The sequence below is a fragment of the endosymbiont of Acanthamoeba sp. UWC8 genome (assembly GCF_000730245.1).
GTDB lineage: Bacteria > Pseudomonadota > Alphaproteobacteria > Rickettsiales > Midichloriaceae > Jidaibacter.
Genome location: NZ_CP004403.1, coordinates 1199685 through 1213237, shown reverse-complemented (window position 1 = coordinate 1213237; position 13553 = coordinate 1199685). Strand labels below are relative to the sequence as shown.

Below are 13553 nucleotides of genomic sequence, written 5' to 3'. Positions count from 1 at the left end.
TAAACTTAACTTATTATTATATTTGCTTTTATACTTTAAAATTCTTATTGATTATTACCTATGTTAATATGATTTATTATATTAATTAATATCTTAATGTTTAAATTTAATATAAAGTTACTTTTAGTATAAAAATTAGCTATATTGCTTGTAAGGCAATGTAATATTTAATTTGATATAGTAAAAAAACACTGTACAATTCTTTTTTATGACCACAAATTAATCAGGAGATATTATGTTGCATGAAAAATTAGAGAGTAAAAGGAAAAACTTAACTTCCCCAGCAAATTCGGAGTTTTCAGCAAAAATAGATAAAGCCATACAATCAGCATTAAAGAGATGTGGCGAGCAGCTAAATGTAGATATTTCTACAGTTTTAGATAATATGGATATAGAAAATATTTTAGGTCAGGAAACATATGATGCTATGTCTTTCTATATGAGGAGCAAAAGAATTAACATTAATATTACCTATAATGATGCAATATCATTTATTCATAACCCTGATGAGTTCAAAGAAAAGCTGGCCGATGACCCTGAACTGAAAAAATCTTGCAAGCGGCAAAAATATGCTTTAGAAGATTTTGCTCAATGTGTAAATTATTATAGCAAAAAAATAATTGAAATTGCTGCAAATAAGCATAATGAGTCACCAACCGTCTTATATAAAGTTTTAAGCGTAATAAAAGAGCCTTCGGCTGCGCCTATAGTTTTAGGATTAGGAGCAGTGTGTATAGGAGGGGCGTCATTGTTCTTATCCGGTGCAGCATTACTTGGTAGTGCATTTTTTGCTACTCTAGCAACTGCGGCATTAATAGGAGTGATTTCTTACAATGCTAATGCTCAAGAAGAAAAGATAACGAAAGCCTTTATATCGGATATTAAAGAAATAACTAATAGATTTATTAATAATGCATCATATAGCGAAAGAGCCCCGACATATGAAAGATTTTAAATAAAAAAGACTGTTATAAATATTGATATAATGTAAGTGAGCTTTCGGTAAAAAACCCTTAAGCTTACTTACAAAATATAAAAATTTGAATAATGTTAAATGGTTATGTTAAAAGCCGTTAAGCTCTTCAAGCGGCCATCTTGAGCGAGGTTCAAAGTTAAGAGAATCAGTAATGCCGAGCTTAAATCTTTCAACCCCTACCCAGGCAATCATCGCGGCATTATCCGTACACAAATGAACTGGAGGGGCGTATAAATTGAAATTATACTGTTCTAAAACTACTTGTAACTTTTCTCTAATATATAAGTTAGCAGCAACACCTCCGGCAATCACAAAACTATTGGAATAAGGATGGCTTTCTCTAAAAATCTTTATGGCATTTTCCGCTTTTTTACAAAGGATCTCAGCTACCACATGCTGAAATGAGGCGCAAACATCAGCTTTATTTATATTATCCGTTTGATCGATAGTTCGCTTTACTGCCGTCTTTAAACCGGCAAAGGAAAAATCACAATTATTTTGATTAAGTAAAGGCTTGGGGAAGTTGAAAGCATTAGGGTTACCGAGCTTAGCCAATTTCTCGATTTCGACCCCTCCCGGATAACCGAGCCCCAGCATCTTTGCTACTTTATCAAAAGCTTCGCCAACTGCATCATCTAAAGTTGCACCTAATCTTTTATATTTACCTACCCCTAAAACTTCCAATATTTGACAATGCCCACCGGAAACCAGCAGCATAAGGTAGGGGAACTCAATATCCAAAGTAAGCCTAACCGTTAATGCGTGCCCTTCCAGGTGGTTTACCGCAATAAACGGTTTTTTAGCTACGCTTGCCAGAGCTTTTGCCGTCATCACTCCGACCAGTACACCCCCGATAAGCCCGGGGCCGGCGGTTACTGCGAAAGCATCGATATTTTTGAGTGAAATAGCCGCATTAATAAGAGCTTTTTGTACTAGATTGATGATTTGTTCTATATGGCTTCTTGCAGCAATTTCCGGCACTACACCGCCGAACGGTCGGTGCTCCTCAAGTTGAGAGAGTGTAAACAGTGATAAAATCTCTTTATTATGGTTTACTATTGCAACTGATGTTTCATCACAGCTGCTTTCAATCCCGAGTACTAACATTGCCTTAATTTATTAATTGCAGCTTCTAAGCTTAGCTCCTCTTTCTCTCCGGTTTTACGATTTTTAAGTTCAACCATACCGGTACTTATCCCTCTCGGGCCTACAACTAACTGCCAAGGTAAGCCGATTAAATCCATTTTAGCAAATTTTGCACCGGCCGAATCCGAGGTATCATCATATAACACGTTAGGGGTTGTATTAATTACCTGCATACACGCTGCATTGCATTTTTCGTCTTCCGCTTTAAGGTTAATCAGCCCTAAGCTAAAAGGTGCGACACTTGCCGGCCAAATAATGCCTTTCTCATCATGAGAAGCTTCAATGATTGCAGCAATTAATCTTGATACCCCGATCCCGTAACAACCCATATGCGGATGGATCAAGCTACCGTCTTTGCCTTGCAACGTTACTTCCAAAGATTGACTGTATTTCCGCCCCAGATAAAATACATGACCGACTTCGATTCCTTTCTTAACCAGCAGATTTTCTTCGCTGACTTTACATGTTTGCGGGTTATGCTTATCTTTATCAGCTGCATAGTATTTAGAAAATAATTCTAAATCAAAATTGTTATTAAGGTGCTTTTCCAGCTCTCTATCGTAATAAATCGTGCTTTCACCGGTTTCGGATAAAATATGAAATTCATGGCTATAGTCACCGCCTATTGAGCCGCTGTCGGCAGTAACGGGAATAGCCTTTAACCCTAATCGGTTAAATATATTTATATAGGTTTGCATCATAGTTTTATAGGTTTTAAGTGCAGATTCTTTATCAGTATCAAAAGAATAAGCATCTTTCATGAGGAATTCTCTTCCGCGCATTAGCCCGAAGCGCGGTCTAATTTCATCTCTGAATTTCCAACTTATCTGATATAGGTTTTTCGGCAAATCCCGGTAAGATTGAGTATTGTTATTAAATAATTCGGAGATCACTTCTTCGGCAGTCGGAGCAAATAGTAATTGATTACCATGGCGATCTTCCATTTTAAGCATTTCTTCGCTTAAGTCATCCGTTCCGCCGAATCTGCCTGATTTCTTCCATAACTCCGCCGGTTGAATGCAAGGCATTAAAACCTCTTGTGCGCCAGAAGCATCCATCTCTTCTCGTATAATGTTTTCTATATTTTTTAGAACTTTTAATCCCAGCGGTAACCAATTATAAATACCGGAGGTTAATTGGCGAATCATACCGCTTCTTAACATTAATTTATGGGAGGCAACCGAAGCTTCAATCGGTGTTTCTTTTAGTATCGGTAAAAAATATTTACTTAAACGCATAATAAGTTCATTCTATATATGGATAAGCCTACTATTTAACATGAATAAAGAAACTATGGAATATGTTATTTAACTAAATCCTTCACCTTGTGTTTTAAAAGTTTATTTAGTATAGTCAGTAGGAATTTATGAATTCGGAAGGATGGCCGAGCGGTTGAAGGCGCACGCCTGGAACGCGTGTATATCTGAATAAGGTATCAAGGGTTCGAATCCCTTTCCTTCCGCCATTTTAAAATTGGTAATGGAAAATGCTAGCAAACCAAACAACCAACAAGCCGACAAAACCGGATTGGATTAGAGTGAAAGCTCCTACTTCACAGGAATTTTTAAATACCCATGAACTGATTAGGAAGCATAAACTTAATACCGTATGCGAAGAAGCAGCTTGTCCGAATATCGGAGAATGTTGGCAAAAAGGGCATGCTACGGTCATGATTTTAGGTAGCGTTTGTACTCGTGCTTGTAGGTTTTGTAATATTGCTACCGGCATTCCGGATAAACTTGATCCCCATGAGCCTGAAAATTTAGCTAATGCTATTTCTCAGCTTAATTTAGCGCATGTAGTTATAACTTCAGTCGATAGAGATGACTTAGATGACGGCGGGGCAAGTCACTTTGTAGAATGCATTGATAAAATTAGAGCTAAGGCGCCAAGTACTACTATTGAAATCTTAACCCCTGATTTTTTAAGAAAAGATGGGGCGGTAGAAAAAATAGTAAAAGCCAGGCCGGATGTATATAACCACAATATTGAAACAGTTCCGTCATTATACCAAAAAATAAGGCCGGGAGCGAGGTATTTTCATTCACTGAATTTATTGCACAGTGTAAAGAAACTTAATCCTCATATTTTTACTAAATCAGGGCTTATGGTAGGCTTAGGAGAAACTAAGCAGGAAGTATTGCAGGTTATGGATGATTTAAGAGCAGCTGAAGTGGACTTTATTACTATCGGGCAATATCTTCAACCGACACCAGCTCATGCCGCATTAGAAAGGTTTGTTACTCCGGAAGAATTTGAATACTATGAAAGAATAGCTAAGTTTAAAGGGTTTTTAATGGTTTCGGCCAGCCCGCTTACCAGGTCATCATACCATGCCGGGGATGATTTTATTAAACTTAGATCAGCAAGAGAGCAGCTTTTGAAAAATGAGTAAGCTGCCGATTAAATCAAAAAGTACTATTAAAGGGAATATTTTAACAATTATCAGTTTAATATCCGACAGATTCAGCAGTATTGGTGCAATTATACTTTGCTTAATATTTATGCTTATTCTTAACACGAATAATATAGTATCGAAGTTTGTTAACAAGCAGGCAATCAATATAATATCACAAGTATATCAAGTTATTAATTTTCCGTTTGAGACAATAAATATGCTTGTTTCGGATATTGAAAGATATACCAGCGTTATTAATGAAAATGAAGTTTTAAGAAAGGAAGTTTCCTACTTGAAATATCAACTTAAACAGATGGAAACTGAAATTAATTTTAATGTTTCACTAAAAAAATTATTGAATGTAGTCGAATCTTCAAATTATGAGTTTATCACTGCTAAGGTAATCAGCAAAAGTTTTGATAATTTTCATGTAAACCTGTTAATTAATGCGGGAAGTAAGCATGGTGTAAAAGAAAATGATATAGTAGTTTATAATCAGGATCTTATCGGCAGAATTATAGAAGTTTCTGAAACTTCTTCCAGAATTCTTACTATTGCCGATCCCCAATCAAAACTTCCTATTATATTTCAAGATTCCGGCGAGCAAGCGATTGCAATTGGTAACCCTAACAATAAAAATATTTTGGCCGCAAAATATATTACAAATCCGAATATAATACATGAAGGAGAACAAGTAATCACTTCGGGAATGGGAGGGATATTTCCGTTCGGAACAATAGTCGGTACAGCCAGAGTATTTAATAATGATATATTTATTGTGACTTCAATAGATTGGAATAAGCTTGATTATGTGGTTGTTAATTTAAGTAGGTAATTTAATAATAGTTATATTTTTAAATCTAATTTTAAAAAACATTTGATTTGGTATAAGAAAGCTATCTTTGGATTTGATCGGAGTTTATAGTTTTCTCTCTTAACGTAGCCTTTTCCATCATAGAAATTTCTTGTGCTGAAACTTTCGGTGCTTCTATAATAATTTGCTCGGATGGTATATTTTCCACTATAGGAGCTTCTGACTTGATTTCCTGTAGTGTAACTTCCGTTGCCTCTATAATATTTTTCTCAGGTGGCATATCTTCTATTATAGATATTTCTAATTTAGGCAAAGAAGGAGTTAATCTTTCTGTTTCTTTCGGTTTGCTAAACAGCTCTCTTATAAAAGAAAAAATGCTTTTATTTTGTATAATTTCAGATTCCAACATTAAATCTTCTTTTCCGGGTAACGGAGTTTTAGTTTCATTAATTATTCCTTCAGTGGTTGCGCCATGCCAGCTAACACCCTCAAACTGAGTTTTGTTTCCTTTTAGCTCACTATCATGAAAAGTTGCCATAATATAATATTCTCTCTCCCTGTATTATACCCTAGCATTGCTAAGGTTAGCAAAATCAAAGTTGGAATGATAAAAATCCGAGTATTTTAAAATAGCACCAACCATGCTTGCTCTTTTCATATTAGTATATCTGGCATAAGTAGCAACAATTTTAGCATTATTTAAGTTAGCCCCTTCGAAATTAGATCTGTTTAGCCTGGCTCCCGAAAGGTTTGCATCTTGAAAATTAACTTCATTAAAATCCATGTCCTCTAAATCAAAATAACAATAACTGTTAAATCCCAGCTCATTATCAACTATATAGCCACCGCTTAAATCTACGCCTTGTAAATCTGCTCCGCGTAAATTTACTTTTTTATTTTTTAACTGATCCTGTAGGGAAATTATATTTTTTCTATCAAGTTTAACTTGTTCAAAGCTAACTCCAGTAAAATCAATGTTATATAAGTTTAGGTCTATTAAATCCAAGCCTTTAATATCAATGCCTCGAATGTCGGTCAACCCATTTTTAGCATAAGTTAAAATATACTTGAATTGTTCTTTATCAACTTTTGTATTAATAAATCCGGTTTGAGTAATATCAAATTTATTTAGATCGATGCCTCTTATATCCTGATCGGTAAAGCTCGTTTTTTGAATTTTGACTTTTCCGGAAAGGGTTAGATTTTTTCTATTATTAGTAAATGTTTCTAAACAATATAAAAGGTTATCTTTAGTAAGATTAAAGTTTAAAGACTCAAGATATTTGTCAATAGTAAATCTTCTATCTTCAGGAGGCATATTGTTAACTATATAATTAGCACTAGTTTTATAGTAGCATATAAAAATCAAAATGTAATAGATCTAAAATCAGCTATAAATAACTGTATCTATTGTAACAATGACTTCAATTTACCTTCCGTACTTTTAACCGAATCTTTTAATGACCCTCTAAGGTTATTTAAAGTCTTATCAAAATTAATACTCGGGCTTTTGATATTAGCCTTAAGAGCATCTTTATAAATTTGCTCAAGAACAATTAATAGAACTTGCTCAAATAGTAATTTATTATTGTCTTTACCAATGTTTTTTAAATGTATGTTATTTAGCGTTAAATTTGCTTCAACTACACCCGCTAAAGTGTGTAAATATAAATTTTTAATTTCCAAGTGCTCAAGTATAACAGCTTTTCTGTCTGCTTTTGCTTTATATAACTTATCTTTATTGTGTTCAGGAATTTCAGGAGTTTGAACCTTTAAGTTTTTAATAATTTGACTGAAGTTATTATTTTTAATATTAAATTCAATAGTCATTTTCGGAGATTCGATAGTAACCTTATTTATTGTAATATTTTCACTGAATAAAGAGAGGGGGTTAAATTTAGTATATAGCTGTCTGATTTCAACGAAATGAGGAGAAGTATAGCCATGAGGATTGTTAATATTTATGTCTGAAGCTATAAATGTACCTTTAAATATATCAAGTTTTATTTCTCTGACATTAACATCTACTTTCAGGAATTCAGAAGCTTTTTTCTCAAATGTGCTTTTAACTATTCCACCGATATCATAAGTAACAACTAGGAAGCCTGTAATTAATGATAAAATTGCTATTATACCTGCAAACCCGAAAATTCTTTTTATCATTTATTTTACCTTCGTATTCATATTACTTAGAATTTGCCAGTAAATTACTCTCTAAGTCAATATTTTCTTTTAATTTTTTCAACAACTCTCCTTTTTCCAACTCTTCGTTTAAAGGAGGAAGGAAAGAAATTATAATTTTCCCAGGTTTTATTACTTTCAACCCTTTAGGCCAAAACATTCCTGAATTTAAAGCAACCGGTACAATAGGAATATGCTTGTTATGCTTATGAATAGCCGCTACCCCAGGTTGAATTTCTTTAGATTCTCCGGGTGCAACTCTAGTGCCTTCAGGGAAAATTATTATTATATTACCTTTTTTTAAAGATATGGTGGTATCTTTAACTATTTTTTTTATTGCACTGAAACCTAAGCTTCTATCGATATATATCATGCCGCTTGCCAGTAGATACCACCCGTAAAAAGGAATTCTGGTCAGCTCCTTTTTTAAAATGTATTTTGCGTCTTTAAAATATGCGGTTAAAAATACGGTTTCCCAAGTTGATTGGTGCTTTGAGGTTATTATATAAGGAGCCTGCGGCAAATTTTCCTTCCCTCTTACTTCATAACTTAATTTACAAGTTATTTTTAAAGCTAAAAGCACTACTTTAGCCCATACCAGGCCTATAATCGTTACCGCTTTTGGGTTGAAGGTAAGAAGTAAAGGGGAAAGGAAGGTGAATATAAACATCGTCCAAAAGGTGATAAATATATGAAATACAGCTGATCTTAAAATTTGCATTTAGAATTTGTATAAATTATATGCTGTAGAATAATTACAACATATAGCCAAGTTATTCAATTTTTTAATTAAACAAAAACTATAAAAAATCAAAACTGTTTGACCATAGTTTTTTATAATGGTACTTATTATATATAGGCATTAAAAATCCTAAAGAATTTTCATATATTCTTAACTATTTTATACTAAAAGGTAAGGAGGCCTTTGATTAAATGAAAATGACAAAATTAATGATAGCTGCATTCTCGTTGCTTCTTGTTACAGCATGTAGCCATAAAACAACAGGAAGTGGGGCAGGAACAGGTTCAGGTGCGGGATATTCTTCCGTATGTGATGAACTGCAAAATAAAATCGGCGACAAAGTTTTCTTTGAATACGATTCTTCTCATGTGACAATGGAAGGTAAGGAAGTGCTTGCCAGACAAGCTGAGCTTATGAAAGCTCATCCGGATCTGAATTTCATAATAGAAGGTCACTGCGATGAACGCGGAACCAGAGAATACAACATGGCTTTAGGTGAAAGAAGAGCTAATTCAGTTAAAAACCAATTAGTCGGTTTCGGAATTGAATCAAGTAGACTTACTACCGTTAGCTACGGCAAAGAGCGTCCGGCAGTTATGGGTAATGAAGAAGCTTCTTGGAGCCAAAACAGAAGAGGAGTTACTGTTGTAAAATAGTAATTTTTTCGTTATATAAGAGAAGAGTTGATTATCTTATCAGCTCTTTTTTATTTTTTATTTTTTGGTATATAATGCATTTTATTGATGAAGTAAAAGTTTACCTGAAAGCGGGTGACGGAGGTAATGGTGCAGTTAGCTTTCGAAGAGAAAAATTTATTGAATTCGGAGGGCCTGACGGCGGCAACGGCGGCAAAGGCGGAGATATAGTTTTTATTACTACTCCGGGGCTTAACACCCTTATTGATTTTAGGTATAAACAGCATTTTAAAGCTGAACGCGGGGAAGGGGGAAGAGGAAGAAACTGTACCGGTGAATCCGGTAAAGATCTTATTCTTAATGTCCCTGTAGGCACACAAGTTTTTGCGCAGGACGGTCAAACCTTAATTGCCGATCTTACCGAACCGAACCAAAGCTATATAATAGCTAAAGGAGGAAGAGGGGGGGCAGGTAATGCAGTTTTTAAATCTTCCGTTAACCAGGCTCCTAAAAGGTCTATACCGGGTGCGGAAGGAGATGAGATAGCAGTATGGCTTAAATTAAAGCTATTATCGGATGTAGGGTTAGTTGGGTTGCCTAATGCCGGAAAATCAACTTTTTTATCAGTTACTACCCAAGCTAAGCCGAAAATCGCCGATTATCCTTTCACTACTCTTAAGCCGCAATTAGGTGTGGTATATATAGATTTGGATGAATTTGTTATTGCTGATATCCCAGGCCTTATTGAGGGCGCGAGTGAAGGGCATGGATTGGGTGATAAATTTCTAAAACATATTGAGAGATGTTCGGTTTTATTGCATTTAATTGATATAAGGGAAGATGTAGTAGAATCCTATCAAACTATTAGAGAAGAATTAAAAAATTATATTAATGACCTTTCTTCTAAAATAGAAATTATTGCCTTAAATAAATCAGACACCCTTTCTCAAGAGGAAATAGAAGTAAAGCAAAACCAATTAGAGCAATTGACGGGTAAAGAAGTATTAGTCTGTTCCGCTGTTGCTAAAATAGGTATCGAACCTATACTTCGCAAGCTTAAAACTTTGCTTATTAACACATAGATAAACCTGCTGATAAAAAACTCCCCGAATTTTAGCTAAGGGAGTTTTACTAATTTTTAATCAAAAAGTGAAATTACAATTCAGTATGAATATGAATAGTCGGCATAGGAGTAGGGGCAGGAGCAATTACAAACATATCAGATGTTAATTCCGGTATGGTATTTGCATCATAATTATAAATACCTACTAAACACTTAGGGGTAGCTTCAGGTTCATAAATATCTATTGCTTTTAACGGGAGTTTATTCATAGTGCCATCATAAAATCTAAGATCGCTAAAGGTTTTACTGCTGAACTTAGAGAAATCAATTTTATCACCTTCCTTAGGATTAATATCTCTAATAATTACTTGGCAATCACCGAGTATGTTATCACTTGTTCCTATGGTTTTTCCTATAGAATAAAAAGCTTCCACGCTAGTTGGAATTTTTATGATGTCCTTATATCCGTTAAGGCATTGTGCTTGGCCATTGATAAAGCTCGTAATTTCATTGATCGGTAAATTGCTTAAAAACTCACTTATTTTACTGCAATCAACTGCATCTTTCTTTTCAAATGCTTTTATACAGTAATCAAGCGTATCTTTTTCAGTTAAAGGATTATACCTTCCAATACTGCCGATAGCTGAATATGAATCAATTTTGGTATTATTGTTATAAGGATTGCATAAAGTAATACCGTTGTCACTTATAAGTTTAAAGCAATCTTCTGTTCTTTCCTCTTTGTCGCTCGTCCAGTTATCCGCAATTTTTTTGGCAGGTTCTAATTTATTTTTAATGGTTTCCTTAGCAGAATCTTTTAAATTTTTAATAACCTCTATAGTATCTTTTCCGGTTATTTTTAAGTCTTCTACATTATCTTCTCCGATCTTTTTAATATCTTCGCCGACTTTTTTAATGCCGCTTTTAAAATCCTTACCGGTTTCTGCGGGGCTCTTTTTAATTTCTTCCGCAGTTTCTTTTATGCTATCTTTTACATCTCTAAGAGATTCTTTGACGGCATTCGCTCCGTCTTTAGCTTTCTGTTTTATAGTTGAGGGTATATCTTTGATCGGCTTCTCAGTATCGTATACTACTTGCTTAGGTCTAGGCATAAGTACCTCCGTATTGGAATTAATATGAGTTCGAGTTGATGTTATTCCTCAAGAAAAATATGTCAATTATTTTTTAAAGATGTTTAAAAATGAATAAGATAGCAAAAATTTGTAGTGAAAAAAAGGTTGTTTATAATAAAGTAATATTTAGTTATTTTTGAATCTTGATACAACTTATTCGGTTAAATAAAGAATATAGCTTAAGCTACAACCTAAAATAACTCATAAAGTTATCTTGGTTGTAACAAGCTAATATAAAATTATTATTAATTATATTTCATCATGTGCAGATGCTCCTTCGTGGGTATAAATTGTATCTTCTTCACTTAATATGGTTTTGCGAGACTCAGAATAAGGTAAAAATTTATCGCTGGAGTTATTGCTTACAGTGTTCAAGCCCCAACTGAAAGCAGAAGCTCCCAATATTCCGGTAGCAGCACCAGTTCCTATTTGTTTTATTAGGTCTACTTGAGTAAAGATATTTGCAACTAAATCAGGAACTGACGAGCTATCTTTCATATTGCTCATTAATGTATCATGAACATGGATTTTTGTGTGGCTATGATCTTGATAACTGCCCATAACACCTAACATAGCGGCTGTTATGTAGTAAGAATCAGTTACGCCAAAATATTTTAATATTACATCAAGGCTGCTCGCAGTTCCGGCGGCAGCAGCAAATTGAGCACCATACTCTTTACCACCCAAAAAAGCGCCGATAGCAACTGAAGTAGATATAAAAAATATTCCGGTTTGGATATTGTTTTCTTCAAAAAAGCTTTTAGAATATTTTACAAAATTTTTTATTTTTCTCATAATCAGCACTCCTAAGTCGATTTATAAAAAACCATTGCACTTTTGGAAACTATTATTTTTATAGCATACCAAGAAGTGAAAAGGGGAGTCTTGGCAGGCTCCATTGCGAGTAAAATAAGTTAATTTATTATTTAATTTTAATATATTAACATAAATCACAACATATTAGTCATATTATTAAATTGAGATTAAAAATGCAATTCAAATAATATGAAATCTTAAAGATTAAGTTTTACTCTAGTGCCTTATGTGATTGAATCTTTATAGGTAATGGTAACTTAAAATCTTGTAACCTTAATTTTTTTCAAAGCAAATGAAATTATACAGCAAAAAATTAAGACTCCGGTTAAAACAGATAAAGCATTAATAAATTGAGCTGCCGTATATTGCCGATTACCATAAGAATTATAGGTTTGATCCCATTGCAGGTCGAGAAGGGTACCTATCAGCTGCTGTAAAATAGCGCTGCCTAACATGTTAAGAGTGTTTACTACTCCGATAATTTCTCCCGAATTTTCCTGCTTGGAAAATTGTAATGCGCCCGTAAAGCACATCATTTCCGCCCCGCAAAAAAATCCTAAAGCAACTAATAGTACTGAAAGTGAAAATTCCGAAAGAGGCGCGCCATATAATAAATATGAAAAGATAATAAGTATAATAAATCCGCAACTAAATATTGATATATTTAGAATATTGTATTTTTCAGATAGCCAAGGCAGAACTAAACTACCTACGCTCAAGCCCACATACATCATTAAAGCTATATAGGTTGCCGATGATTGGCTTAAATTAAATTTTTGCTTTAAAAAGGATATACCCCATAGATCGGTAAACACGGAAAGAGGAGTATAAAGACCTATGGCAAGGATTGCATAAATTAATATATTTCTATCCTTCATTATTTTTATTACATTTTTTAAAACTATAGGGAATGGGTGCCTGTTCAATTTAGTGTGAGGGGTCTGTCTGGTTTTAGTAATAAAAATTAAAGCAATTATAAATATAACTCCGCCTAAAAGCGTAGAATTTAATAAAACATGACGCCAGCTTGAATTTTCCATAACATAAATTATAGTTTTTCCTGAAACTAAAGCTCCGACAGTACCGAGAGTGAGTGTAGCACCCATTAAGAATGCCCGCTTCCCGGGAGGAAAATGATCGGCAACAATTTTAAGAGCGCACATAAAAGCAGAGGCCGAGCCTATACCTATAAGCACTCGACTTAATTGTGCAACCCAAAACTCCTGTGCTACGGCAAAAAAATAGCTTCCCGTGATACAAAGCAATATGGAAACAAGAACGGTACGCTTAACTCCGACTTTATCAACAATAATCCCTAAAGGAATCTGGCATATTGAATATGCAAATAATCCGAGTGCACCAAGGGTGGCGAATTCTTCGGCTCGAAGGTTGAATTCCCGGGTTAGCTGGTCAACCATTATACCCGGTGAGATCCTTAAAATATATTGATAAAAATAGAAAAGAGCACCTGCAAACCAAGCAAGATATGCGCCACGAATAATTTTATTATTAAATATTTTTTTAAGTAACATGAAAACTGATATATTCGAAAATGATAATAAATATAAGTTTTATTCTCAGCTAGTCAATATAGATTAAATATAATAGTTTTTAGATTGAATTAATAGACATTGTAAATTATTTTACCT

14 protein-coding genes and 1 tRNA gene are annotated in these 13553 nt (G+C 34.1%); 6 read left to right on the top strand and 9 right to left on the bottom strand.

Annotated elements, in window-relative coordinates:
- The first annotated feature begins 235 nt into the window (after positions 1 to 235).
- The gene (locus I862_RS05800) at positions 236 to 955 is read left to right on the top strand and encodes a hypothetical protein (RefSeq protein WP_038539985.1); all 720 of its coding nucleotides are present in this window, start codon (positions 236 to 238) and stop codon (positions 953 to 955) included.
- Between the two features lie 108 nt (positions 956 to 1063).
- Here I862_RS05800 and tsaD read toward each other — a convergent pair whose 3' ends face one another.
- Together tsaD and proS are read right to left on the bottom strand one after the other, a co-directional pair.
- A complete protein-coding gene (gene tsaD / locus I862_RS05795) occupies positions 1064 to 2083 on the bottom strand; it encodes a tRNA (adenosine(37)-N6)-threonylcarbamoyltransferase complex transferase subunit TsaD (protein ID WP_038539981.1) in 1020 nt (339 codons plus the stop codon).
- On the bottom strand, positions 2077 to 3360 hold the full coding sequence (gene proS, locus I862_RS05790; protein WP_038539979.1) for a proline--tRNA ligase: 1284 nt from the start codon (positions 3358 to 3360) through the stop codon (positions 2077 to 2079). Before proS ends, tsaD begins: the two co-directional genes overlap by 7 nt.
- A gap of 136 nt (positions 3361 to 3496) precedes the next feature.
- Between proS and I862_RS05785 the strand changes: the two genes are divergently transcribed.
- The 3 genes from I862_RS05785 to mreC all read left to right on the top strand — a co-directional run bounded on the left by I862_RS05785 (position 3497) and on the right by mreC (position 5355).
- Positions 3497 to 3587: transfer RNA gene (locus I862_RS05785), tRNA-Ser, on the top strand.
- A 21-nt stretch (positions 3588 to 3608) separates the two neighbouring features.
- Positions 3609 to 4517 (top strand): lipoyl synthase, encoded by a 909-nt coding sequence (lipA, locus tag I862_RS05780; protein ID WP_038539976.1) that lies wholly within the window; start codon positions 3609 to 3611, stop codon positions 4515 to 4517.
- Entirely contained in the window at positions 4510 to 5355 is an 846-nt protein-coding gene (gene mreC / locus I862_RS05775) for a rod shape-determining protein MreC (protein ID WP_038539971.1), read from the top strand. The genes lipA and mreC overlap by 8 nt, the downstream gene beginning before the upstream one ends.
- A gap of 61 nt (positions 5356 to 5416) precedes the next feature.
- Here mreC and I862_RS05770 read toward each other — a convergent pair whose 3' ends face one another.
- From I862_RS05770 to I862_RS05755, 4 genes are all read right to left on the bottom strand, one after another.
- Positions 5417 to 5872, bottom strand: coding sequence for a hypothetical protein (locus I862_RS05770; protein ID WP_038539968.1), 456 nt, complete (start codon positions 5870 to 5872; stop codon positions 5417 to 5419).
- Between the two features lie 24 nt (positions 5873 to 5896).
- Positions 5897 to 6652, bottom strand: coding sequence for a pentapeptide repeat-containing protein (locus tag I862_RS05765; RefSeq protein ID WP_038539963.1), 756 nt, complete (start codon positions 6650 to 6652; stop codon positions 5897 to 5899).
- Between the two features lie 89 nt (positions 6653 to 6741).
- Positions 6742 to 7497 carry a DUF748 domain-containing protein gene (locus tag I862_RS05760; RefSeq protein WP_038539959.1) on the bottom strand — a complete coding sequence of 252 codons (756 nt, stop codon included), beginning with the start codon at positions 7495 to 7497 and terminating at the stop codon, positions 6742 to 6744.
- Between the two features lie 22 nt (positions 7498 to 7519).
- Complete coding sequence (locus I862_RS05755) at positions 7520 to 8236, bottom strand: lysophospholipid acyltransferase family protein (RefSeq protein ID WP_084173809.1); 717 nt, start codon at positions 8234 to 8236, stop codon at positions 7520 to 7522.
- A gap of 218 nt (positions 8237 to 8454) precedes the next feature.
- On the opposite strand from I862_RS05755, the gene pal reads away from it, so the two are divergent.
- Positions 8455 to 8913 (top strand): peptidoglycan-associated lipoprotein Pal, encoded by a 459-nt coding sequence (gene pal, locus I862_RS05750; protein ID WP_052646579.1) that lies wholly within the window; start codon positions 8455 to 8457, stop codon positions 8911 to 8913.
- Between the two features lie 74 nt (positions 8914 to 8987).
- Positions 8988 to 9974: a GTPase ObgE gene (gene obgE, locus I862_RS05745; RefSeq protein WP_038539953.1), complete on the top strand. Its 987-nt coding sequence runs from the start codon at positions 8988 to 8990 to the stop codon at positions 9972 to 9974.
- Positions 9975 to 10047: 73 nt separating this feature from the next.
- On the opposite strand, the gene I862_RS05740 is transcribed toward obgE, so the two are convergent.
- The 3 genes from I862_RS05740 to I862_RS05730 all read right to left on the bottom strand — a co-directional run bounded on the left by I862_RS05740 (position 10048) and on the right by I862_RS05730 (position 13436).
- Positions 10048 to 11067: a hypothetical protein gene (locus I862_RS05740; protein ID WP_038539949.1), complete on the bottom strand. Its 1020-nt coding sequence runs from the start codon at positions 11065 to 11067 to the stop codon at positions 10048 to 10050.
- A gap of 270 nt (positions 11068 to 11337) precedes the next feature.
- Positions 11338 to 11883 carry a hypothetical protein gene (locus tag I862_RS05735; RefSeq protein WP_038539946.1) on the bottom strand — a complete coding sequence of 182 codons (546 nt, stop codon included), beginning with the start codon at positions 11881 to 11883 and terminating at the stop codon, positions 11338 to 11340.
- A 278-nt stretch (positions 11884 to 12161) separates the two neighbouring features.
- Positions 12162 to 13436, bottom strand: a complete 1275-nt coding sequence (locus tag I862_RS05730; RefSeq protein WP_038539943.1) for an MFS transporter — start codon at positions 13434 to 13436, stop codon at positions 12162 to 12164.
- Positions 13437 to 13553: the final 117 nt, after the last annotated feature.

What these genes read in the sequence shown, in the direction of transcription:
- I862_RS05800 (WP_038539985.1), top strand. Translation starts at nt 236, where the DNA reads ATGTTGCATGAAAAATTAGAGAGTAAAAGGAAAAACTTAACTTCCCCA.
- tsaD (WP_038539981.1), bottom strand. Translation starts at nt 2,083, where the DNA reads ATGTTAGTACTCGGGATTGAAAGCAGCTGTGATGAAACATCAGTTGCA.
- proS (WP_038539979.1), bottom strand. Translation starts at nt 3,360, where the DNA reads ATGCGTTTAAGTAAATATTTTTTACCGATACTAAAAGAAACACCGATT.
- lipA (WP_038539976.1), top strand. Translation starts at nt 3,609, where the DNA reads ATGCTAGCAAACCAAACAACCAACAAGCCGACAAAACCGGATTGGATT.
- mreC (WP_038539971.1), top strand. Translation starts at nt 4,510, where the DNA reads ATGAGTAAGCTGCCGATTAAATCAAAAAGTACTATTAAAGGGAATATT.
- I862_RS05770 (WP_038539968.1), bottom strand. Translation starts at nt 5,872, where the DNA reads ATGGCAACTTTTCATGATAGTGAGCTAAAAGGAAACAAAACTCAGTTT.
- I862_RS05765 (WP_038539963.1), bottom strand. Translation starts at nt 6,652, where the DNA reads ATGCCTCCTGAAGATAGAAGATTTACTATTGACAAATATCTTGAGTCT.
- I862_RS05760 (WP_038539959.1), bottom strand. Translation starts at nt 7,497, where the DNA reads ATGATAAAAAGAATTTTCGGGTTTGCAGGTATAATAGCAATTTTATCA.
- I862_RS05755 (WP_084173809.1), bottom strand. Translation starts at nt 8,236, where the DNA reads ATGCAAATTTTAAGATCAGCTGTATTTCATATATTTATCACCTTTTGG.
- pal (WP_052646579.1), top strand. Translation starts at nt 8,455, where the DNA reads ATGACAAAATTAATGATAGCTGCATTCTCGTTGCTTCTTGTTACAGCA.
- obgE (WP_038539953.1), top strand. Translation starts at nt 8,988, where the DNA reads ATGCATTTTATTGATGAAGTAAAAGTTTACCTGAAAGCGGGTGACGGA.
- I862_RS05740 (WP_038539949.1), bottom strand. Translation starts at nt 11,067, where the DNA reads ATGCCTAGACCTAAGCAAGTAGTATACGATACTGAGAAGCCGATCAAA.
- I862_RS05735 (WP_038539946.1), bottom strand. Translation starts at nt 11,883, where the DNA reads ATGAGAAAAATAAAAAATTTTGTAAAATATTCTAAAAGCTTTTTTGAA.
- I862_RS05730 (WP_038539943.1), bottom strand. Translation starts at nt 13,436, where the DNA reads ATGTTACTTAAAAAAATATTTAATAATAAAATTATTCGTGGCGCATAT.